Origin of the sequence: Paenibacillus sp. FSL H8-0548, from assembly GCF_038630985.1 — a bacterium.
Classification (GTDB): Bacteria; Bacillota; Bacilli; order Paenibacillales; family Paenibacillaceae; genus Pristimantibacillus.
In genome coordinates this window covers 6,815,836-6,838,538 of sequence record NZ_CP152049.1, presented here as the reverse complement: position 1 = coordinate 6,838,538, position 22,703 = coordinate 6,815,836, and the positions used below count along the sequence as shown (strand labels likewise).

Sequence of the window (22,703 nt, the reverse complement as noted above, 5' to 3'; positions counted from 1 at the left end):
TATTCTCCTTTTTGGAGAAAGGCTTTTTCTTTTCCAAGCATCCTCGTTGCGGCGATCTCTACAAACTGATACAATTTAAGGCAAAGAGTTGTCATTATGAAAGGGGAATTCCATGCTCGGATTAGTGAAAAAGATATTTGGTGACCATAACGAGCGCGAGGTTAAACGGATTCAACGGACAGTAGATGAAGTAAATGCACTGGAATCCAAATTTACAGCTTTATCGGATGAAGGGCTGCGTGCTAAAACCGAGGAATTCAGAGCAAGACTTGATAAGGGCGAGACGTTGGAAAAAATTATGCCTGAAGCTTTTGCAACCGTAAGAGAAGCATCTAAGCGTACGCTAGGTATGCGTCATTTTGATGTGCAATTACTCGGCGGTATCGTTCTTCATGAAGGTAAAATTGCGGAGATGAGAACGGGTGAAGGTAAGACGCTTGTTGCGACGCTTCCGGTTTATTTAAATGCACTTCTCGGCAAAGGTGTCCACGTTATTACTGTCAATAACTATCTAGCACAGCGTGATAGCGAATTGATGGGAGAGCTGTATGGCTTTCTCGGCATGACTGTTGGCTGTAACCTGCATGGCTTGTCGCATGATGAGAAGCAAGAGGCTTATGCTTGTGATATTACTTACGGTACGAATAATGAATTCGGCTTCGATTATTTGCGTGACAATATGGTGCTTTATAAGGAACAGATGGTTCAGCGCCCGCTTTATTTTGCCATCATCGATGAAGTGGATTCGATTCTTGTCGATGAAGCTCGAACGCCGCTTATTATTTCTGGACAAGCTGCGAAGTCGACAGAGCTTTATTTTGCCGCTGATCGATTTATTGCTCGTTTGAAGCCCGAAGAGGACTTTACGATTGATATTAAGCTGCGCAGCGTAATGCTGACTGAATCAGGCGTAGAAAAGGTAGAGAAGGCTTTCCAAATTGAGAACCTATTCGACCATGCGAATGTTACACTTAACCATCATATTCAACAAGCGCTGAAAGCGAATTTCATTATGAAGCGCGATGTTGATTATGTTGTTGAGGAAGAAGAGGTTGTCATTGTTGACGAGTTCACGGGCCGTCTTATGTCGGGCCGCCGTTACAGCGATGGCTTGCACCAAGCGATTGAAGCTAAGGAAGAGCTGAAGGTTCAGAACGAAAGTATGACACTTGCAACGATAACGTTCCAGAACTACTTCCGTATGTATCGCAAGCTGGCAGGTATGACCGGTACGGCGAAAACAGAGGAAGAAGAGTTCAAACGGATTTACGGGCTCGATGTCATTCAAGTGCCTACAAACCGTTCTATGATTCGTGCGGATATTGCAGATGTCGTCTACAAGACCGAACTCGGTAAATTCAAAGCCGTTGTAGAAGAAATTGTTGAACGTCATAGTAAGAATCAACCAGTGCTTGTTGGTACGATCTCTATTGAAAATTCGGAGAAGCTATCTGATATGCTGAAACGCAGAGGCGTAACGCATAAGGTACTGAATGCGAAGTTCCATGCAGAGGAAGCGGAAATTATTTCTCGTGCTGGACAATCGGGTTCTGTGACGATTGCAACGAATATGGCTGGTCGTGGTACCGATATTTTGCTGGGAGATTCAGTTGCCGATATTGGTGGTTTGCATATTATTGGTACGGAGCGGCATGAGAGCCGTCGAATTGATAATCAGCTTCGTGGTCGTGCAGGACGTCAAGGCGATCCAGGGTCTTCGCAGTTCTATTTATCATTAGAGGATGAGCTGATGCGTCGCTTCGGTTCTGAAAATATTATGGGCATGATGGACAAGCTAGGTCTTGATGAGGATCAGCCTATCGAGAGTCGGATGATCTCAAGAGCGATTGAATCCGCTCAGAAGCGTGTTGAGGGCAATAACTTCGACATTCGGAAAGTCGTTTTGCAATATGATGATGTTATGAATCAGCAGCGTGAGGTTATTTATAAGCAGCGCCGCGACATTCTTGGTTCCGAAAATATCCGCCAGGAAGTTATGGATATGATCAAGCCGGTTATCGAACGTATCGTTGAAGCACACTGTTCTGAGGATATTCCGGAGGAGTGGGATCTTCAAGCGATTATCGATTATGCGCACGCTACGTTCCTGCAAGAAGGCGCGATCTCCAAGGAAGAAATTTGGGGCAAGGAAAAGTCTGAGATTAGCGATTATATTTTCGAAGAGGTTGTTGCTTCGTATGATGAGCGCGAGGCAGAGCTTGGACCTGAAACGATGCGTGAGTTCGAGAAGGTTGTTGTGCTGCGTGCTGTAGACAGCAAATGGATGGATCACATCGATGCCATGGATCAGCTTCGTCAAGGTATTCATTTACGCGCATATGGCGGTACAGATCCTCTTCGTGAATATCAATTTGAAGGCTTCGAGATGTTCAAGGAAATGATCGAGAACATTCAAGAAGAAGTTGCGAGATACATCATGAAGGCGCGCGTAGAGAGCAATCTAGAGCGTCAAGAAGTAGCGCAAGGCCAAACGACAACAACGAGCGGCGGCGGTGAAGCGGTAGAGAAGCGTCCTGCTAAGCGCGAGGAGCGTGTCGGCCGCAACGATGCTTGTCCATGTGGCAGCGGCAAGAAATACAAGCAGTGCCACGGCAAGTAAGGAACGATGTTAGGCGGCGCAGCATACGGTTAATGATCAACTAAAATTTTGAGGTGAAGCGGTAGCTATGATAGACATAACGGTTAAACAAGACCTGCGTGAAATGGCTAAGCGTCTCCAAGAGCTCAGGGGGTCTCTTTGACTTAGATATTAAGCAAGAGATTATTGCGAATTTCGAAGAAAAAATGACGTTTCCTGATTTTTGGGATGACAATGAGAAAGCGCAAAGCGTAATTTCCGAGATGAATGCAGTGAAGTCCGTCGTAGATCATTATGATGGGCTGAATAACGAGCAGGAAGAGCTGCAGATGATGCTGGAGCTAGCCGAAGAGGAGAGCGATGAGTCGCTTGAAGCAGACGTCGTGAGCGGCGTTGAGAAGCTTATGAAGAAGATAAGCGACTTTGAGCTTCAATTGCTGCTCAATCAGCCTTACGATAAGCTCAATGCGATTCTAGAGCTGCATCCTGGCGCTGGCGGTACCGAGTCGCAGGACTGGGGGCTAATGCTCTACAGAATGTACACGCGCTGGGCGGAGAAGAGCGGCTTCAAGGTAGAACTGCTTGATTATTTGCCTGGCGATGAGGCCGGTATCAAGAGTGTCACCATTCTCGTTAAGGGCTTCAACGCTTATGGCTATCTGAAGGCTGAGAAAGGCGTGCACAGGCTTGTCCGCATTTCTCCGTTTGATTCTGCGGGCCGCAGGCATACATCCTTCGCTTCTTGTGATGTTGTACCGGAAATCGATGATAGTATTGAAATTGAGATTCGACCAGAGGATTTGAAGGTGGATACGTACAGAGCAAGCGGCGCGGGCGGTCAGCACGTCAATAAGACGGAGTCAGCGATCCGAATTACACATATTCCATCGGGCATTATTGTAGCTTGCCAGCAGGAGCGCTCACAAATCCAAAACCGGGAAAAGGCAATGAAAACGCTACGGTCCAAGCTTTATGAACGGAAGATTGAAGAGCAAATCAAGCACCTAGCGGAAATTCGAGGAGACCAATCGGAGATCGCTTGGGGCAGTCAAATACGTTCTTACGTCTTTCACCCTTACAGCATGGTGAAGGATCACCGTACATCGGTGGAGACAGGTAACGTAGGTGCAGTTATGGATGGAGATATCGACGCGTTTATTGATGGCTATTTGCGCCATCAGATTCGTCATGAATAAGAGTATTACTCTGGGGAAGAGTTCCAACACGGTTTTCGTGTGGAGCTCTTCTTTTTGCGAAAATCAGCCTGCGAGGAGATACACGGCATGAATGAGGGGACAGTAAAACGTAGAAAAGGCGGGCGTACCTTAAGTCCAAGAGCTCAGTCGGTTTGGAGTATTGTCCAGCTCCTGATTGGTTCAATGATTGTGGCTATTAGCTTTAATATGTTTATGGTGCCTAATGGCATCGCGTCTGGCGGTGTTTCGGGGGTATCGATTCTGGTGCAAAGAATGGCAGGAATTACTCCGGCGCTCACGCAATGGGCGATTAATATTCCGTTGTTTATTGTAGGCCTTTGGCTGCTTGGCAAACGGTTTGGTCTCAAAACAGCGCTTGGCTCAGTCATACTGCCGTTGTTTGTTCTACTGACGAATGGCTGGCCATCCCCTACGGATAATCCTTTGCTTGCGGCCATATATGGCGGCATCGGAGTAGGTCTTGGATTAGGACTCGTTTTTCGTGGTGGGGCATCGACAGGCGGGCTGGATTTAGCTGCGCAAATTTTACATCGTTATACAGGGCTTCCGCTTAGTCTAGCGATCGTTTGCTTTGATGGGTGTGTGATCATTGCAGCAGGGATCATCATATCGCCTGAGGTCGCGCTCTATGCTTTGATTGGCTTGTTCGTGACGAGCAAAACGATTGATTTTGTCCAAAGCGGTCTGCAGCTCTCTAAGGTCGCCTTTATTATTAGCGAAGAATCGGAGTCGGTAGCCGAAGCCATCCTTCACGATCTGGATCGGGGTTTGACTCGGCTGGATGGCCACGGGGGGTACACAGGTGCTGGGCGAACGGTACTAATGGTAGTCGTTGGGCAAAATGAGGTGCCGAAGCTTAAGCAGCTTGTCCGGGCGATTGATCCGGGTGCTTTCGTTATTATAAGTAATACGGCTGAGGTACTGGGGCAAGGCTTCAAGCTGGATAGCTGATTGAGGCAGGTATTTGTAGGGGACCTGGATGAAGTTGGAGACCGAAAGGTGATTTATTGCGCGCTATTCGTCATTCGTACAAATGCGTAGTAAGAAATATTACGGTAAACGGAGGATTCTACTGCACAAAATACAACAGAAACCTTACATCATACTCAAAAGTCGAAGCTACATTGTAATCATGCAGCAGAAACTGCTCATATTGGGATGGATTTGATGAAAGCGAGCGAATCTATTGTAAAAAGTGCAGCGTAGCAAGGTGAAGAACGGAAAAAGAGCTATTCTACTGTAGAAAGTGCAGCGTAGCAGGGAATAAAAGATAAATGAGCTAGTCTTCTGAACAAAGTTGCTGAACAAAGTAGAACGAAGAAGGATGCTCACTGGTGAGCAGGTTGTTCTGATGAATCTTGGTTATTTTACCGAGGAATATTAGGCAAGAGTCAAGCTGTCCGCGCCTTGTCAGCAAGCTACGGAAGCTTTGACCCTTGCCTAGCGACTAAATGTCATTTAGTCCGAGCGGGTTATGGAGTAGTTGGTTGTAGGTTGAAGCAGGTTTGGCGATTTAAGAATTTATAGCTTTATTTTCGTTTTAGCTTTTCAATTTCTGTTTTCAGGATGAGCTGTTCTCGGTTTAAAATATCGATTCCGAAACCATGCGTGTTCAGCTCGGCGGCTACTTTTCGTTCAAAGCTTGCCCCAGTGGTTTCGATTCGTTTTGATATCTCGAGTGTCTCCAGTGTTGCCTGACGGACCAATGGGATATCAACAACCAAGGTTTCAATTTGATGAAGCCTGTGATTAGTCGTATGCTGCTCCTGCTTCATTTCAAAAATGGCTTGCTTCATTTCATCTAATGTCTGTTTCATTCCCAGTTGCTCGTTCTCGATAGAATCGAGCTTGTTGAGCGCCTGTTTCATTTGAAGCTGCTCGTTCTCGATAGAATCGAGCTTGTTGAGCGCCTGTTTCATTTGAAGCTGCTCGCTCTCAATAGAATCGAGCTTGTTGAGCGTCTGTTTCATTTCCTTCTGTTCTTCCTCAAATGATTGGAGCTTGTCGAGAATTTGTTGTAGGATTTGCTCTTCCATGCTGGTATCCTCCTTTAAATGGTATGGCTGGTGTGTTTGCTCGGGTGGCTCGCCGCTCATATAACTCTGGTTGCAAATAGTATATCATTTATGCTAGTTTTATGATAACATAAAAAGGGAACAGGTGTTCTTGTTTTTAAAAAATTGTCATAAGAAATCGGAATATACGTTGGACAAAAAAGTCAATAAACGTTCGTTGTATTATTATTAATTAAAATGTATAATAATACGAAACAATGTGTGTATTTCCATCAACTGCCGAATGTTGTACAATTATAAGCTGGGGAAGAATACAAGCTTTCCGCTTGCGGAAAGAGCAATAGAAAGAGCTGCATTGCAAGCTAGCTTCAGCTGTGCAGCATCTAGTTTCGGGGAGAGATTAACATGAGCATAAAGGTGAAAATAGCAATAATCGGTTCAACCGGATATGGCGGTGTAGAGCTCATTCGATTGCTCGCATCTCATCCGCTGGCAGAGGTGACCTCGGTCATTTCCTCCTCCAGTGCAGGTACTTCTATTTCGGAGGGCTATCCGCATTTAATCGGTATCCGCGAAGAGCTACTTGACGATGTAGAACCTGCTTCCATTAAAGAGAAGGCGGATGTTGTGTTCCTTGCAACGCCTGCTGGCGTTGCATCGAAGCTCGTTCCAACGCTGCTTGAGGCTGGCTTGAAGGTAATTGATTTGTCAGGGGATTTCCGTTTGAAATCACCTGCCTTATATGAAAAATGGTATAAAAAGCCGGCCGCGGATGATGCTTATCTAAAGCAAGCCGTATTTGGTCTGGCTGAAATATATGGCGATCAAGTGCAGGATGCACCTTTCATTTCCAACCCGGGCTGTTACCCGACAGCGACACTGCTCGGTTTAATTCCAGCAGTGAAGGAAGGCTGGATTGATCCGTCTACAATAATTATTGACGCAAAATCCGGCGTTTCCGGAGCGGGGCGCGGAGCTTCATTGGGTACCCATTATTCAGAGCTAAATGAAAATTTAAGAGCTTATAAGCTGAATCAGCACCAACATATTCCAGAAATCGAAATGGTATTGTCAGATGCGGCTAATAAGCCCGTCGTGACAACCTTTACGACTCACCTCGTACCGATGACAAGGGGAATTATGTCCACCATGTACGCTACGGTTCAAGGCGAGCGGAGCACGAACGATTTTATAGAGCTATATCGTACTTATTATGAAGGGCGTAAATTTGTACGGATTCGTCCAGAAGGTGGGTGGCCGTCTACGAAGGAAGTATGGGGCTCTAATTATTGTGATATCGGCTTTGCGGTTGATGAACGTACAGGTCGTGTAACGATCGTATCCGTTATTGATAATCTTGTTAAAGGTGCGGCTGGTCAAGCGATCCAAAACTTGAATCTAATGATGGGCTGGGACGAGACGCTTGGACTGCAGTTTGTTCCTGTTTATCCGTAATAAACAAATATACCTTATAAACATAGTAATCATACTTATACTGGTGAAGGAGATACGATCTTACAATGGGACAGGACAATTCAGCAGCGTTGTTCTCGGTCGTCGCGGACGGCTCGATAACAACGCCACAAGGCTTTAAAGCAGGTGGACTCCACTGCGGTCTCAAAAAAACAACGCGTTACGATTTAGGGGCAATCGTATGCGAGGTTCCAGCTGCGGCAGCTGGTGTGTATACAACGAATGCATTTCAAGCTGCTCCGCTTCAGGTGACGCGTGATAGCATCGGCTCAGACGGTTTGCTTCGTGCCGTAATCGTTAACAGCGGCAACGCGAATGCCTGCACAGGCAAGCAAGGTGAAGCTGACGCTTATGAAATGGGCGCAAGGTTCGCTGAATTAATTGGCGTATCTGCTGACCAAGTAGCGGTTGCATCTACAGGTGTAATTGGCGAGAACCTGAAAATGGATAAAGTACGGACAGGCATTGATGGACTACCGGCAAAGCTGGATGGAAATCGTGAAGGCGCAGAGGATTTTTGCCAAGCGATCCTAACGACAGATTTGGTTCAGAAAATGGTATGCGTCGAGCTTGAGCTCGATGGCAAAAAAGTTTCTGTGGCTGGTGCCGCGAAGGGCTCAGGCATGATTCATCCCAATATGGCGACGATGCTTGGCTTCGTAACGACAGATGCTGCTATTGGCAGTGAAGCACTTCAACAGCTGCTTCGACAATCGACGGATTTAACGTTCAATATGATTACAGTTGATGGAGATACGAGCACGAACGACATGCTTGTAGCTATGGCGAGCGGGCTTGCTGGCAATAAGGAGCTGAACGAGGCACACGAGGGCTGGAATGCGTTTGCTGCTGCAATTCGTCATGTATGCGAGGTACTGGCGAAAGCAATTGCTCGTGATGGCGAGGGAGCTACGAAGCTCGTTGAGGTACAGGTAAATGGTGCAATAAGCGATGATTCGGCGCAAGCCATTGCGAAGACGGTTATTGGATCATCGCTCGTGAAGTCTGCTGTATTCGGAGCAGATGCGAACTGGGGTCGGATTATCGCGGCGGTAGGCCGTGCAGGTCAGCCGGTTAATCCAGAGACGGTCGACATTCGACTTGGTGATATTTTGACATTGGAGCAATCCCGTCCTATCGCTTTCGACGAAGAAGCTGCCCTGGATTATTTGAAGGGCGATACCGTAGTTATTCGTGTTGATCTTCACCATGGCGAAGGGCAGGCAACAGCTTGGGGCTGTGATTTGACCTATGACTATGTTCGTATCAATGCGGCCTATCGGACTTAAGCAAAGAAGAGGCTTGGAGGTTATGGAATAGTGACGGAGCAACGATTTGTAATGAAATGCGGAGGCAGCACACTAGCGGCGCTTCCAAATAGCTTTTTTGATGAGCTAAGAGAGCTGCAGCTCTCTGGAACTTTTCCGGTCATCGTGCATGGAGGCGGTCCTGCAATATCAGAAACACTCGGAAAGCTTGGCATTGAGACGGGCTTTGTTAATGGTCTGCGTATAACGAGTGATGCGGTCCTTGATGTCGTTGAGATGGTGCTTGCAGGCCGGATCAACAAAGAGATTGTTCGCAAAATCCAGATCAATGGCGCAAAGTCGCTGGGATTGTCCGGGGTAGACGGGATGCTCATTCAAGCACAGCCTGTTGTGAATGCAGCAGAGATCGGCTTTGTTGGAGATGTCACGGACGTTAACGCTGCGATCATTGAAGGGATCATGGACATGGGCTATATTCCGGTCATTGCCCCCATCGGTATCGATGGAAAAGGCCAGCGCTACAATATTAATGCAGATACGGCAGCAGGAGCGGTTGCGTCTCATTTGGGCGTGGAGCGTATGATTGTTGTGACGGATGTTCCAGGCATACTGAAAACAGTGGATGGACAGAAGCAGGTGCTCCCAGTGGTCACTGTAGCTGAGATTGAAGCGATGATCGAGAGCGGTGAAATTTACGGCGGCATGATTCCGAAAGTACGAGCAGCGATTCAGTGCATACAAGGACGTGTTCGTGAGGTAGTTATAGTAAGCGGCGAGGAGCCTGGTGTGCTAACGAGAGCTGTTCGCGAGGGCGGCGTTGGTACGCGTATTGTACAGACGAATGAAGGGCGGGTGTAAATTCGATGAGTGAAACAAAAACAGCAGTTGGTGCTGACGAATCTCTGTTTCCTACATATGCAAGATATCCAATGGCATTGGTTAAGGGTGAGGGAAGCTGGCTATGGGACGACAAGGGGAACAAATACCTTGATTTTATGAGCGGGATTGCCGTTACAAATCTTGGGCATGCGCCGAAGCAAATCAAAGCAGCACTCATTAAACAGCTTGATGAGCTGTGGCATGTTTCCAATCTATTTCATATTCCAAACCAAGCAGAGGCAGGCAAGCTGATTACTGACAATAGCTGTGCGGATGCTGTTTTTTTCTGCAACTCGGGCGCTGAAGCGAACGAAGCAGCTATTAAGCTGGCGCGTCGCTATAATCAGAAGGTGCTGAACAATGGTCGTTTTGAAATTATAACCTTCGACCAATCGTTCCACGGACGCACCCTTGCAACGCTTACTGCAACAGGTCAAGCGAAGGTTAAGGAAGGTTTTGCTCCTCTGCCGGGAGGCTTCAAAACCATTCCATTAAATGATCTGGCTGCGCTTGAAGCCGCTGTTTCGGATCAGACCGCAGCAGTAATGCTGGAGATGGTGCAGGCGGAGGGCGGAATTTATCCTGTTGATCCTGAATACTTGAAGGCGCTTGTTGCTTTATGCGAGAAGCAAGGCATTCTAGTTATTGTAGATGAGATTCAAACCGGAATGGGACGCACGGGCAAGCTGTTCGCGTATGAGCATTACGGTATTGAGCCAGATATTTTCACAATGGCCAAAGGGCTTGGCAGCGGCTTCCCTGTTGGTGCAATGGCAGCAAAAGAGAAGCTTCGCGAAGGTTTTAGTGCAGGTAGCCATGGCTCAACCTTCGGAGGAACGCCGATAGCAACTGCGGTTGTCAAAGCAACCTTAGAGACTATTGTAGGTGAAGGGTTATCTGAGCGCGCAGCGCAAAAAGGAAATTATTTGATTTCACAGCTTCGCGAGAAGCTTGCTGGAAATGCTTTTGTCCATGAGGTTCGCGGACTTGGCTTGCTTGTTGGTATCGAATGTGCGGAGCCCATTGCGGAAATTCTGAATAAGGCGCAGGAGCGCGGTCTAATTGCGATATCGGCAGGGCCGAATGTTATTCGTCTTTTGCCAAATTTACTTGTTACTGATGAAGAAATTGACACTGCTGTTGCGATTCTGGTAGAACTATTGGAAGAGAAACGGTCGGCCATTTAAATAAGCAAGCAGATGGTTTTAACTAGAAGGAGGGCTTTTACCATGCAAGGAACTGTAAAAGAGGAATTGGCGCAAAGCTTAAAAGGGCGCGACTTTCTAATGCTGGTTGATTTCAAGCCGGAGGAAATCCGTTACTTGATAGACCTTGCTATTGATTTGAAGAAAAAGAAAAAAGCAGGCGAAGCCCATGATGTGCTAAAAGGGAAGACGCTTGGAATGATCTTTGAAAAATCCTCAACACGTACACGTGTATCATTCGAGGTTGGTATGTATCAACTGGGTGGACAAGGACTTTTCCTTAGCGGAAATGATTTGCAGATTGGTCGCGGCGAGACGATTTGGGATACAGCCCAGACGCTTTCACGCTACCTGGATGGTATTATGATCCGGACGTTTGCACATCGTAAAGTAGTAGAGCTGGCTCGCGGAGCGACGATTCCTGTTATTAATGGTTTAACGGATCTATCACATCCCTGCCAAGCACTTGCTGATTACCAAACGATCCTTGAGCAAAAGGGTCGTCTAGAAGGCCTGAAAATTGCATATATCGGCGACGGCAACAACATGACGCATTCCTTGCTAATGGGCGCAGCTAAGCTTGGTCTCAATATGTCAGTAGCGACACCTGAAGGCTACGAGCCTGACGCGGATATCATTCAACAAACGAAGGACCATGCCGCACAGTGGGGTACACAAATCCATATTTGCCGCGATCCAAAAGAAGCGATAGCTGATGCTGACATCGTATATACGGACGTATGGGCGAGCATGGGGCAGGAAGCAGAGCAGAAGGAACGCGAGGTAGCATTTGCTGCTTATCAAGTAAACGAAGCGATTACGAAATATGCGAAAAAGGATTATCTCTTCATGCACTGCTTGCCAGCACATCGTGGCGAAGAAGTGAGCGAGGGAGTAATCGACGGCGATCGTTCGATTATTTTTGATCAAGCGGAGAACCGTCTTCATGCACAAAAAGCGATTATGGCTGCAATCATGTCCTAATTGGATTGATTAAAATATAATTATATTCGAAGGGAAGTAAAATACTACTATGGCAAAAGAAAAAATTGTACTTGCCTACTCAGGCGGCTTGGATACATCGGTTATCCTCAAATGGTTGAAAGAAACCTATGATGCTGAAATTATTGCGTTCACAGCGGATATCGGTCAAAAGGATGAACTCGATGGCTTGGAAGAAAAAGCACTGGCAACAGGCGCATCCAAAGTATATATCGATGATCTTCGTGAAGAATTTGCAAAGGACTTCATCTACCCTATGTTCCAAGCGGGAACACTGTATGAAGGCCAATATTTGCTCGGAACTTCTATTGCGCGTCCGCTAATCGCTAAGCGCATGGTGGATATTGCTCGTGCAGAAGGTGCGGCTTACATCGCGCATGGCGCAACAGGCAAAGGCAACGATCAGGTTCGTTTTGAGCTGACAGCCGCTGCTTTGGCTCCTGAAATCGGTGTAATCGCGCCTTGGCGCCTTGAAGCATTCCGTGAAGAATTCCCAGGCCGTGCAGAAATGATCGCTTATGCAGAGAAGCATAACATTCCAGTTACTGCATCAGCAGCGAAGCCATACTCGACAGACCGCAACTTGCTGCATATCAGCTTTGAGAGCGGCATGCTGGAGGATCCTTGGTTTGATCCTAGCTCCGAAGAGAACGAGAGCATGTATGTGCTCAGCGTATCTCCAGAGAATGCGCCAGATAAAGCGGAATATGTTGAGCTTACTTTCGCAGAGGGCAATTGTACGGCAATTAACGGCAAGGAGCTTAGCCCCCTTGAGGTTATGGATACGCTCAATGAGCTAGGCGGCAAGCATGGTATTGGGCGCGTCGATATGGTTGAGAATCGTTTCGTTGGTATGAAGAGCCGCGGAGTGTACGAAACACCAGGCGGAACTATTCTGTTCACTGCTCATCGCAAAATGGAATCATTAACGATGGACCGCGAGGTTATGCATCTTCGTGACTCATTGATTGCAAAATATAGCCAGCTCGTATATAACGGCTTCTGGTTTGCGCCAGAGCGTCTTGCTCTGCAAGCACTTGTGACTGAATCGCAAAATAACGTGAGCGGCGTTGTTCGCTTGAAGCTATACAAAGGTAATGTTATCGGAGCAGGTGTGAAAAGCCCAGTCAGCTTGTACAACCCTGACATTGCAACGATGGAAGCAGATCCATCTCAAGCATATGATCAAGGTGATGCGACAGGCTTCATCCGTCTGAACGCATTGCGACTGAAGGTATCCTCTGCAGTTAGCAATAAATAAGGTTTACAAGGGAGTGTAACGAACCGGTGAGCAAATTATGGGGCGGACGTTTTACGAAAAAAACGGACCAATTGGTAGAGGAATATACAGCTTCGATCATGTTCGACAAGGAACTGGCTGAAGAGGATATTCAAGGTAGTCTTGCGCATGTAACGATGCTTGGCAAGCAAGGCATTCTTCCAGCTGATGACGTTGAGAAAATTAAGGATGGCTTGCATCGCGTCCTACAACGCATCAAGCGCAATGATATCGAATTCTCCATCGGAGACGAAGATATTCATATGAATATCGAGAAGACACTTATTGACGATGTTGGCACAGTAGGCGGCAAGCTGCACACTGGACGTAGCCGGAATGACCAAGTGGCGACGGATATGCATTTGTGGCTTCGCAAGCGTGTGGTTGAGTTTGTTGATATGCTCTACAAGCTCCAATCGGCGCTTATCGATCAAGCGAAAGCCAACATCGACACCATTGTACCTGGCTATACGCATTTACAACGTGCTCAGCCGATTCTATTTGCCCATCACTTGATGGCTTATGTTTCGATGTTTGGACGCGATATCGAGCGTCTACAGGACAGCTACAAGCGTATCAACGTGCTTCCGCTTGGTGCTGGCGCTTTGGCGGGAACGACATTCCCGATTGATCGCCATTTTGTGGCGAGCCAATTGAAATTCGACAGCGTGTATGAAAACAGCCTGGATGCTGTAAGCGATCGCGACTTCATTGTTGAGTTCCTTGCTGATGCTTCGATCATTATGATGCATCTATCTCGACTAAGTGAAGAACTTATATTATGGTCAAGCACAGAGTTTCATTTCGTTGAGCTGGATGATGCTTTTTGCACAGGAAGCAGCATCATGCCGCAAAAGAAAAACCCGGATGTGCCTGAGCTTGTACGCGGCAAAACCGGACGTGTTTATGGCGACCTAATAGGCTTGCTCACGGTGCTTAAATCTTTGCCGCTTGCTTACAATAAGGATATGCAGGAAGACAAGGAAGGTATGTTCGATACCGTGAAGACGCTGCAAGGCGCTCTTCAATTGTTTGCTCCGATGATTGCTACGATGAAGGTCAATAAGGACCGGATGCGTCAAGCGGTTAACCAGGATTTCTCGAATGCGACAGATATCGCTGACTTCCTCGTAGGCAAAGGCTTGCCTTTCCGCCAGGCGCATGAAGTAATCGGCAAAACGGTATTGTATTGCATCGAGCAAAACAAATATTTGCTAGATCTGACGCTGGAGGAGTTTAAAACTTTCTCCTCCTTGTTCGATGATCGTATTTATGCAGTGCTTCAACCTGAACAGGTGGTTAATGCTCGCAATGTTTACGGCGGAACAGCTAAGACGCAGGTACAGGATGCCATCGGCCGTGCCGACCTCGTGCTTGAGCAGACAGCCGCTTGGGTGACAGAGTATTTGGAGCGCAGCAGATAGTAAAGTAATATTTAAATTTAGTGAAAATAAAAAGCAGTTCAGCAGAGCCGATTTAGGCGTAAGCTGAACTGCTTTTTATTTGATCAAATGTAGGAAAGTATATCATTTCACCATACTTTCTCTATATTTCTCGGAATGAAACGCGCAGCACGCCGCCAAAGGACGGCGACAGCCGTTTCTACTTAGTTGGCATCGTGATGACTACTTTAAGTAAAGATCCTTTTCTACTGCAGTTTCTGCAATGAAAACCTGACATGGGCCGGTATTAGGGAGGCTACGTGGCAGAAATGCAGAAGAATAGTGGAAAATCAGAGCTAAAAAGGCCAATTACGCGAAATCCATTGCAGAAAGTACAATGTAGCTGAAGAAGTGACGATGAAAAGCTAAATCCATTGCAGAAAGTACAATGTAGCTGAATAAGTCATGGTCAAAGGTAAAAACAGCTGAAGGAGCGCAGCAGCTAATTAAGCTACAGGAGTGAGTCTGGTGAAAATAAAATGCAGTTCAGCAGAGCCGATTACTGCTCGTCGTATTCATTTCTAAGTTATCTCTAAGCTATTTCTAGCTTGTTTCTAACCTAGATCCTTATCCTAGATCCCCATCCTAGATCCCATCCTCCAACAGTGGAGGTGCGGTGCGGGACGGCGGAGCTGGTGTCGGTGACGGAGCGCCGCTGTTGTTCATGGCGCCAACCTCGACTAAGGTAGGCTGTGATTTGTAGGTGTCACGAGATACGCGATCTCTCGACACGACATTCCCGTCACGCACAAGCGTACGAAAAGTTTCAACGATATAACCCTCTTTGCCTTTCTCTACGGTTACCTTCTGACCAGGAGATAGGCGGGTACTGCTTTTTTCTTGAACGGTTGGAGCAATCGTTTTGAGTGTGACAGACTCGATATCGTATCGTTCATTCTCATTCATCGTACCGAATAGCTTGACGGTAAGCTTGCGATCCTCCACTGCGGTGCGAATAATGAGATGCTTGCCGGTCGTATTTTTAAAACGAAAGTTAATAGCGCCTCCAGCGTAGGTGGCATCTTGGCCTATCGGCAAATAGGCAACAGGCAGGGAGTGGTTGCGTCGTTCTACAATTTCTAAGCCCGTTCGAAGGACGGCATTATATAGTGTGCTGGAAACCTGACAGATCCCCCCGCCAATTCCCGGTACAAGCTTTCCATTCAAAATAACAGGGGCCTCTCGATATTCGTAAAGCTCTTCTGCTCTTGCGATAAGCTTGCCATAGTCGAACACCTCATTTGGCGCAAGCTCCCAATCGTTCAGAGCTAAGGCGGTCACCGTTACATTATGGGCACGACCTTCTGCGCTCGTACGAAAGTCAGTTGAAAACTCATAAATTTTACGTTCAACGCCTTCATCCTTCAGCATCTCCAGCGTTACCTCAGGATGAACTGCTGCAACTGGAAGCTCAGCTTCAAAGGCTTGTTCTACTGGCTTGCCAATTTGCTCCTTCTTCACGATAACCCATGCATCTAATGTGGCTGTCAGCTTCCCGATATCAAGACGATAGGCATCGACATGAGGCTCATAAACGACCTTATCATCGTCTGTTATCGTGCGAGAGGCGTTTTTGGTTTCGTTTTTTTCAATCCAGCTCCATTGCTTTCGAACCGCAGCATCGAATTCAGCAGGGTTCCAGCTTTGAGTCAGTGTGTACGATTTTTGAAAATGATAACGATAAACAGCCCTTTCCCAAATCTCTCCTTCATCAAGCTTCGCTATAGCTTCGCGAGCTCCTTGAAATTTAGCTATGTAGCCAAGCTCGGCAGCTGTCCACTGCTTTTTGTCAGCTTTCATTGCTTCATTATGAATAGTAATCGTTCGCTGCAGCAGCGAGTTCTCATATTGTCCAAGCAGCGCAAGCGCCTCTTCAACGGGCATGCCGCCAATTTGAATGCCGCCTGCGTCTACCTCAGCGGGAACGGTTTTTTGAAGGGCGTAATTCCAGACAACTCCCCAGCCGACAGCTGCAATGAGCAGCAGAGAGGCGACGATGATAATAGCCATGTGAAGACGTTTTGCGATAGGAAACACTCCTTTCTATGTGCTAACAAGACAGTCTTACATGTATATGCAGCACAAGGAGTAATTTTGTCTAATATGAAATTAAAGCTCGATTCGACAAGCAAATATATTATGAGATTTGTGAAAAATGAGGAATACCTGCTTCTTATGAAGGAATTCAGCACAACCTGTCGAAATAGTAGTACTGACTATAAACAGGATGTGGAAGTGATAATGTGATTGAGATGCAAGACATATGGAAAACTTACACCGACGGAACGCATGCGTTAAAGGGCGTCTCTGTTCGTATAGATCGCAACGAATTTGTCTATCTCGTAGGACCATCTGGTGCAGGTAAATCAACATTTATGAAGCTAATTTATCGTGAGGAAGTACCTACTAAGGGGCAAATTTCAGTCAACGGCTTTAATATAGGCAAGCTGAAGCCACGTAAAATCCCATTTGTTAGACGGAATATCGGTGTTATTTTTCAGGACTTCAGACTACTACCCAAATTAACTGTATTTGAAAACGTTGCGTTTGCTATGGAAGTCATAGAGGCGCCAACACGAGTGATCAAGAAGCGAACGATGGAGGTGCTTGAGCTTGTTGGTCTGAAGCATAAGCATGCGAGTCTGCCTGCGCAGCTTTCGGGCGGCGAACAGCAGCGGGTATCCATTGCGCGAGCGATCGTAAATAATCCTTCGGTTATCGTGGCGGACGAGCCTACAGGAAATCTTGATCCGGAAACGTCGCTAGGCATCATGAACCTGCTGGAAGAGATTAATTTCCGAGGCGCTACCATTGTTATGGCAACACACAATAAAGATATCGTAAACTCCATGCGCAAGCGCGTCATCGCAATTGAGGACGGCAATATCGTTCGTGACGAGGCTAGAGGGGAGTACGGTTATGAAGCTTAGAACTATATTTCGGCATTTACGTGAAGGCGCGAAAAACATCATTCGAAATGGCTGGATGTCGTTTGCTTCGATGAGTTCGATTTTTATATCCTTGTTTATTTTAGGGATTTTCTTATTAGTAGCATTGAATATCAATCAAATGGCAGCACAAATTGAAAGTCAGGTACAAATTCGGGTATTCCTCCAGCTCAATGTTGAGCAAGAGAAAATAACGGAGCTGCAGAACAAAATCGGCAATCTTACTGAGGTCAAGAAAGTAACGTTTGTGTCGAAAGCAGAGGGACTTGAGCTTTTGCGCAAAAATCTTGGTGATGAAAACAAGGATTTGCTTGATGGTTATGAAAAAGAAAAAAATCCACTTCCGGATTCATTTACGGTAGAGGTTTATGATCCGCAGTCGATTGAATCAGCAGCTAAACAAATCGAAGCGGTCAATAAAGCAGATGATCTAATACCTATTTCCAAAGTCAAGTACGGTCAAGGTACGGTAGAGACGCTATTTAAAATTACAAATGCTGTTCGCTACATAGGGGTTGTCGTCGTTATTGCTCTCACCGTAACAGCTATGTTCCTTATTTCAAACACGATCAAAATGACGATTATCGCAAGACGTCGTGAAATTGGCATTATGAAGCTTGTAGGTGCTACGAATTCATTTATTCGCTGGCCATTTTTTATTGAAGGTGCGCTCATTGGGATTATAAGCTCAGTGATTACAACGATAGCTGTTCTTTTAGGCTATTCTCAGCTTGTTAAGTTTACACAAATGGAATTGTCACTCATGATGATTAAGCTTGTCACGATAGAGGAATCTGGTATGATGACTGCTGCGCTGCTCATTGTACTTGGAACATTAATAGGGGTATGGGGCAGTACGATTTCGATACGAAAGTATTTGAAAGTGTAGGTGGATACGAACGTGAAGAAGAGGAAATGGTTGTTATTCATAGCAATGATGATGCTTACAGTATTTGTACTGCAGCCAACAGGAGGAGAAGCAGCTTCTCTTAGCGATATTCAGAAACAGATTGCTGCTGCGAAGGCAGAAATGAAAGAAGCGGAGCGACGTGCTGCGAATGCAGAGAGGCAGGCAGCTCAGGCAGAGCAGCAAGCGGCAAGTGCCAAGAGTGAAAAGGGAGACATCATTACTAAGAAGGCGGATGCGGAAGCCTCTATTAAAAATTTGATGGCAGAGATCGATAATGTAGTCATCAATAAGACCAAAACACAGGCCCAGAGTGATGCTAAGGAAGAAGAGCTACTACAAACTGGGCTGGAGCTGGAGCAGGCGGAGGAACGTGTAGTTACACGCGATGAGCTGCTTCAATCCCGCATGCGTCTAATGTATACAAATGGATTTGTATCCTATATGGACGTACTGCTTAGCGCGACAAGCTTTACTGATTTTATTGACCGTTTTGATGCACTCCAGTCTATACTTTCGCAAGACCGTGATATTCTTGCGGAGCAGAGAGAAGAGAAGGAGCTCGTAGCGGCCAAAAAAATTGAGGTAGAAAAGCAGTTTGCTGAAGTGAAAGCGATTTATGAGAAGCTGGAGCTGTACGAGGCTCATTTAATTAAGAAGGAACAAGAAAAGGAAACGCTTATTGCGAGCTATAATAGCAATATTCAGCAGCTCGACAGCAGGCTTACTCAGATCGACAGTACGCTAGAGGAGCTTGAGGGCATTAGTAAGGAGCAAGAAGAGCTGCTTATGGCACTTGCTTCGAAAGTATCTAAGCTTAATGCTGAGAAAAATAGAATATCAAACCCATATACAGGCGGCAAGCTTGGGATGCCGATCAAGGACAACTACCGAATAAGCTCGAATTTCGGTACGCGGGTTCATCCGATATCGGGGAAAAAGCATACCCATACCGGAATTGATTTTGCTGCACCGCAAGGGACAGCGATTTATGCGGCAGAGGCTGGGGTTGTACTGGTTGCCCAATCATGGAGCAGCTATGGCAACACTGTCATCATCGACCATGGCAACGGGTTATGGACGCTGTATGGACATATTCGCAATAACGGGATTAAGGTAGATAAGGGTGATACAGTCAAGAAAGGCCAGAAAATTGCCGAGGTCGGCAGTACGGGCAACTCGACAGGACCCCATTTGCATTTTGAAGTACGTAAAAATCAAGTTACGGTAAATCCAAGCAGCTATTTAAAATAAGAATGACTTCAATATAGTTCAATCAAAGGCAGCCTCTGAGGCTGCCTTTGATTGAACTATGAACATGAAATTTGCGAAATATGCAACATTTCCGTTTTTAGACAAATAATTGAATGCAAGTTGTCATATACTAAGCTGGTCTTAAATCTAAGACTGTGTAGGATAGGAAGGTGGTGTAGACAGGTGCATTTCAAAGGGCGGACAGTATTCGCGTTCGTTATGCTTACAATGATTGCATCCGTACTCGTGACGTTGATGATCGCGGATCAAATCATTAAACCGGACGAGCCATCAGTGCCTGCACTCACAGCTTCAGCAGGCGATGAGGGTAAGAGTTTCAGGCTGAAAGACGATGAGCTCACGAAGCTTAACGCGGTACTGGAATTAATTGAAACCAAATATTATCAAAAGGTTGATCGCCTCGAGCTGCTCGATGGCGCCGTGAGCGGCATGATGTCTTCACTGGATGATCCCTACTCCGTTTATATGGAGAAGGATGCAGCTCAGCATTTTTCGGAGTCGATTGAAGGCTCGTTTACGGGCATCGGTGCTGAGGTTACGCTTGAGAATGGACGAATTGTTGTTATTTCACCAATTAAGGGATCTCCAGCTGAACGCTCGGGCTTATTGGCTAAGGACGTGCTGCTCTCTGTGAATGGTGAAAAGCTGGATGGATTGAATTTGCAGGAAGCAGTGGCCAAAATTCGTGGTCCAAAGGGAACGAAAGCCAAAATTCAGGTGCAGCGTACCGGCTCCTCAGAGCCGATTCAGCTTGTACTCATCCGCGATGATATTGATGTAGAAACGGTCTATAGCAGCCTGCGGCCAGATGGGACAGGCATCATTGAAATTAGACAGTTCTCCTTACATACAGCGGAGCGCTTTAAACAAGAGCTTGCGAAGCTGGAGGAGCAAGGGATGAAGGGGCTCGTGTTGGATGTGCGAAACAATCCAGGCGGTGTTCTGCCCGTAGTCGTTGACATTGCACAATCCTTTTTGCCAAAAGGAGCGACAGTCGTTCAAGTCGAGGACCGTGAGGGTCACCGGGAAAAAACGTTATCCAAAGGGCAGAGCAAATCCTATCCGATAGCAGTTCTCATGAATAACGGCAGCGCAAGCGCGTCAGAAATATTGGCGGGCGCTCTGCAGGAGGGTGCGGGTGCCAAGCTTGTTGGTGAAGCTACCTTTGGCAAGGGAACGGTTCAGGTTAGCTATAACAAGGCACTCGGCGACGGAAGTCTTTTGAAAATGACGATTGCCAAATGGCTGACACCTAAGGGGAATTGGATTCATCAACAAGGAATAAAACCGGATATTGCCATCCAGCCTCCAGATTTATATACGGTGGCTAGATTAACGCTAACAGAGACACTAGGGCAGGATATGCTGGGCGAGCAGGTACGGAGCGTACAAATTATGCTGCACGGCCTAGGCTATAAACCACAGCGTGAGGACGGCTATTATGGAGCCGAGACGACAGAGGCTGTTAAGTCATTTCAAACGGAGCAAGGCTTGCCTGCTACGGGACAGGTAGATAAGCTGACCGGAGAGGCTCTTGAGAAGGCAGTCATTAAATGGATCCAGGACGAGAACAACGATACGCAGCTTCATGAAGCAATTAAGGCAGTAGGCAGGAAATAATATAAGAATGTCGAATGAATAGAAGGTTGACTCTGTTTGATGGAGTTAGCCTTTTATTTTTTTTTGAATATAGGAAATGCGGAACGAGCGAAGGAGTGTTAGCTTTGAAAACAGCAATAGAGTTGCTGGAAATGCTCGGACAAACGGCTGTTCAACTGGTCATACAGCCATTTTATTATATTGCTGTTGTATTTATTATTTTACAGTATATGAGGCAAATCAAAATGGAGCGGCAAATGTTTGCAGTTAAGCTGCATAGCTGGCCTAAGCTCGTTTTTAAAGCGTTAGTGGCCGGTCTGTTGGTCGGTATAGTCGTTTCTATTGCTGGAGCATTCATAGGGGTTGCCTTAACAGGTGAAGCGGTCATTTGGCTATGGGTGATCGCTGCTATTCTAATGCTCATTCGGATAAGGTATTTATGCTTTGCGTACAGTGCGGGAGTCATCACGATTTTGCAGTGGGTTTTGGGTTTTACACCGCTTTCGGAGCGGAGCGATTCACTAGGCGCAATAGCGGCTTCACTGGCGGGCATTGATGCTGCAGGGCTGCTTGTGCTGGTCGCTATTCTTCACCTCGCGGAAGCGGTGCTTGTACGCTCGCAGGGGAGTCGACTGGCCACGCCATTATTTCTTGAAGGCAAAAGAGGGAAGCTGGTTGGGGGCTACATGCTGCAAGGCTTTTGGCCTGTTCCGCTTCTCATGCTAGTGCCGACAGCTGCTAGCGGTGCTTCAACATTAAGCTTGCCATGGACAACGCTGTTTGGCGCAGACCTCTCACAGGGCTGGACGTTTGTAGCATTGCCGATGATTATCGGCTTCACCGAAATGACACGCTCGCTATTGCCGAAAGACAAAGCAAAGCATGCTGCAAAGGGATTGCTATTATACAGTATTTGCTTAGCGGGGGCAGCAATGCTTGCTTGGTATCAGCCGATGCTGCTGCCAGTTGCTGGTTTGGTATCGTTATTGCTGCATGAAGCCATCATATGGCGCAGCCAAATAATAGAGGCTGCTCAGTCTCCATTATACGTACATGATTCCCGCGGATTGCGTATCCTTGATATCGTGCCTGGTACGCCGGCTGAGACGATGGGACTTGTTGCAGGTGAGATTGTGCATAAGGTAAATGGCGTAAGAGTAAAAACGAAAGAAGAGCTGTATGAGGCGCTCGTATTAAATTCCGCATTTTGCAAGCTGGAGGTTTTAAATCTAGCCGGGGAAATCAAGTTTGCGCAGCGTGCGAGATTCGCTGGCGAGCATCATCAGCTAGGAGTAATTCTGGCGCCAGATGAACAGGCGAACTATTATGCTTCAGCAGGCCCAGCCTCCCTGCTCGCCCTGCTGCGAAGCTATCGTGCTTCCAATCGTCGCGGGGGAAAGATCGAGAAAGCAGAGTACTAATTGTCGCTTAGCTGAGTAGAGAAAAAGGTGGATCAGGAAATTTCCTGATCCACCTTTTTTTTCGAAATATAGGTAAGTATATTATTTTTCCATACTTTCTCTCCGGAATGAAACGCGCTGGCGCTGCTAAAGGACGGCGACAGCCGTTTCACCTTGATAACTTAATGAAATACT

17 protein-coding genes are annotated in these 22,703 nt (G+C 46.6%); 15 read left to right on the top strand and 2 right to left on the bottom strand.

Annotation, left to right across the window (positions count from 1 at the left end):
* The first annotated feature begins 112 nt into the window (after positions 1-112).
* The 3 genes from secA to MHI37_RS28815 all read left to right on the top strand — a co-directional run bounded on the left by secA (position 113) and on the right by MHI37_RS28815 (position 4,767).
* Positions 113-2,620, top strand: coding sequence for a preprotein translocase subunit SecA (secA, locus tag MHI37_RS28825; protein ID WP_076336301.1), 2,508 nt, complete (start codon positions 113-115; stop codon positions 2,618-2,620).
* Between the two features lie 67 nt (positions 2,621-2,687).
* Positions 2,688-3,795 (top strand): peptide chain release factor 2 gene (prfB, locus tag MHI37_RS28820; RefSeq protein ID WP_144023644.1). Its coding sequence is split into 2 segments (ribosomal slippage): positions 2,688-2,759 and positions 2,761-3,795, totalling 1,107 coding nucleotides; the frame shifts between segments, so codons are not numbered across the junction.
* A gap of 87 nt (positions 3,796-3,882) precedes the next feature.
* Positions 3,883-4,767, top strand: coding sequence for a YitT family protein (locus MHI37_RS28815; RefSeq protein WP_076336299.1), 885 nt, complete (start codon positions 3,883-3,885; stop codon positions 4,765-4,767).
* Between the two features lie 578 nt (positions 4,768-5,345).
* Here MHI37_RS28815 and MHI37_RS28810 read toward each other — a convergent pair.
* Positions 5,346-5,852, bottom strand: coding sequence for a hypothetical protein (locus tag MHI37_RS28810; RefSeq protein ID WP_076336298.1), 507 nt, complete (start codon positions 5,850-5,852; stop codon positions 5,346-5,348).
* A 384-nt stretch (positions 5,853-6,236) separates the two neighbouring features.
* Between MHI37_RS28810 and argC the strand changes: the two genes are divergently transcribed.
* The 7 genes from argC to argH all read left to right on the top strand — a co-directional run bounded on the left by argC (position 6,237) and on the right by argH (position 14,361).
* Entirely contained in the window at positions 6,237-7,286 is a 1,050-nt protein-coding gene (gene argC, locus MHI37_RS28805; RefSeq protein WP_076336297.1) for an N-acetyl-gamma-glutamyl-phosphate reductase, read from the top strand.
* 65 nt (positions 7,287-7,351) lie between these two features.
* The gene (gene argJ / locus MHI37_RS28800) at positions 7,352-8,593 is read left to right on the top strand and encodes a bifunctional ornithine acetyltransferase/N-acetylglutamate synthase (RefSeq protein ID WP_076336296.1); all 1,242 of its coding nucleotides are present in this window, start codon (positions 7,352-7,354) and stop codon (positions 8,591-8,593) included.
* 51 nt (positions 8,594-8,644) lie between these two features.
* Positions 8,645-9,430 carry an acetylglutamate kinase gene (gene argB / locus MHI37_RS28795; RefSeq protein WP_076336358.1) on the top strand — a complete coding sequence of 262 codons (786 nt, stop codon included), beginning with the start codon at positions 8,645-8,647 and terminating at the stop codon, positions 9,428-9,430.
* Between the two features lie 5 nt (positions 9,431-9,435).
* Positions 9,436-10,638: an acetylornithine transaminase gene (locus MHI37_RS28790; protein WP_076336295.1), complete on the top strand. Its 1,203-nt coding sequence runs from the start codon at positions 9,436-9,438 to the stop codon at positions 10,636-10,638.
* A 42-nt stretch (positions 10,639-10,680) separates the two neighbouring features.
* Positions 10,681-11,640 carry an ornithine carbamoyltransferase gene (gene argF, locus MHI37_RS28785; protein ID WP_076336294.1) on the top strand — a complete coding sequence of 320 codons (960 nt, stop codon included), beginning with the start codon at positions 10,681-10,683 and terminating at the stop codon, positions 11,638-11,640.
* 49 nt (positions 11,641-11,689) lie between these two features.
* Entirely contained in the window at positions 11,690-12,919 is a 1,230-nt protein-coding gene (locus MHI37_RS28780; protein ID WP_076336293.1) for an argininosuccinate synthase, read from the top strand.
* A gap of 26 nt (positions 12,920-12,945) precedes the next feature.
* The gene (gene argH, locus MHI37_RS28775) at positions 12,946-14,361 is read left to right on the top strand and encodes an argininosuccinate lyase (protein ID WP_076336292.1); all 1,416 of its coding nucleotides are present in this window, start codon (positions 12,946-12,948) and stop codon (positions 14,359-14,361) included.
* A gap of 603 nt (positions 14,362-14,964) precedes the next feature.
* Here argH and MHI37_RS28770 read toward each other — a convergent pair.
* Entirely contained in the window at positions 14,965-16,389 is a 1,425-nt protein-coding gene (locus tag MHI37_RS28770) for a VanW family protein (protein WP_076336291.1), read from the bottom strand.
* Positions 16,390-16,622: 233 nt separating this feature from the next.
* On the opposite strand from MHI37_RS28770, the gene ftsE reads away from it, so the two are divergent.
* The 5 genes from ftsE (at position 16,623) to MHI37_RS28745 (ending at position 22,529) form a co-directional block, all read left to right on the top strand.
* A complete protein-coding gene (gene ftsE, locus MHI37_RS28765; protein WP_076336290.1) occupies positions 16,623-17,309 on the top strand; it encodes a cell division ATP-binding protein FtsE in 687 nt (228 codons plus the stop codon).
* A complete protein-coding gene (gene ftsX, locus MHI37_RS28760) occupies positions 17,299-18,216 on the top strand; it encodes a permease-like cell division protein FtsX (protein ID WP_076336289.1) in 918 nt (305 codons plus the stop codon). The genes ftsE and ftsX overlap by 11 nt, the downstream gene beginning before the upstream one ends.
* A 12-nt stretch (positions 18,217-18,228) precedes the next feature.
* Positions 18,229-19,488 (top strand): M23 family metallopeptidase, encoded by a 1,260-nt coding sequence (locus MHI37_RS28755; RefSeq protein WP_256710438.1) that lies wholly within the window; start codon positions 18,229-18,231, stop codon positions 19,486-19,488.
* A gap of 183 nt (positions 19,489-19,671) precedes the next feature.
* A complete protein-coding gene (locus MHI37_RS28750; RefSeq protein WP_076336288.1) occupies positions 19,672-21,129 on the top strand; it encodes a S41 family peptidase in 1,458 nt (485 codons plus the stop codon).
* A gap of 104 nt (positions 21,130-21,233) precedes the next feature.
* Positions 21,234-22,529, top strand: coding sequence for a PDZ domain-containing protein (locus tag MHI37_RS28745; RefSeq protein WP_076336287.1), 1,296 nt, complete (start codon positions 21,234-21,236; stop codon positions 22,527-22,529).
* The last annotated feature ends 174 nt before the right edge of the window (positions 22,530-22,703 follow it).

Excerpts from the sequence above, each read along its gene's own strand:
- secA (WP_076336301.1), top strand. The coding sequence starts at position 113 with ATGCTCGGATTAGTGAAAAAGATATTTGGTGACCATAACGAGCGCGAG.
- MHI37_RS28815 (WP_076336299.1), top strand. The coding sequence starts at position 3,883 with ATGAATGAGGGGACAGTAAAACGTAGAAAAGGCGGGCGTACCTTAAGT.
- MHI37_RS28810 (WP_076336298.1), bottom strand. The coding sequence starts at position 5,852 with ATGGAAGAGCAAATCCTACAACAAATTCTCGACAAGCTCCAATCATTT.
- argC (WP_076336297.1), top strand. The coding sequence starts at position 6,237 with ATGAGCATAAAGGTGAAAATAGCAATAATCGGTTCAACCGGATATGGC.
- argJ (WP_076336296.1), top strand. The coding sequence starts at position 7,352 with ATGGGACAGGACAATTCAGCAGCGTTGTTCTCGGTCGTCGCGGACGGC.
- argB (WP_076336358.1), top strand. The coding sequence starts at position 8,645 with ATGAAATGCGGAGGCAGCACACTAGCGGCGCTTCCAAATAGCTTTTTT.
- MHI37_RS28790 (WP_076336295.1), top strand. The coding sequence starts at position 9,436 with ATGAGTGAAACAAAAACAGCAGTTGGTGCTGACGAATCTCTGTTTCCT.
- argF (WP_076336294.1), top strand. The coding sequence starts at position 10,681 with ATGCAAGGAACTGTAAAAGAGGAATTGGCGCAAAGCTTAAAAGGGCGC.
- MHI37_RS28780 (WP_076336293.1), top strand. The coding sequence starts at position 11,690 with ATGGCAAAAGAAAAAATTGTACTTGCCTACTCAGGCGGCTTGGATACA.
- MHI37_RS28770 (WP_076336291.1), bottom strand. The coding sequence starts at position 16,389 with ATGGCTATTATCATCGTCGCCTCTCTGCTGCTCATTGCAGCTGTCGGC.
- ftsX (WP_076336289.1), top strand. The coding sequence starts at position 17,299 with ATGAAGCTTAGAACTATATTTCGGCATTTACGTGAAGGCGCGAAAAAC.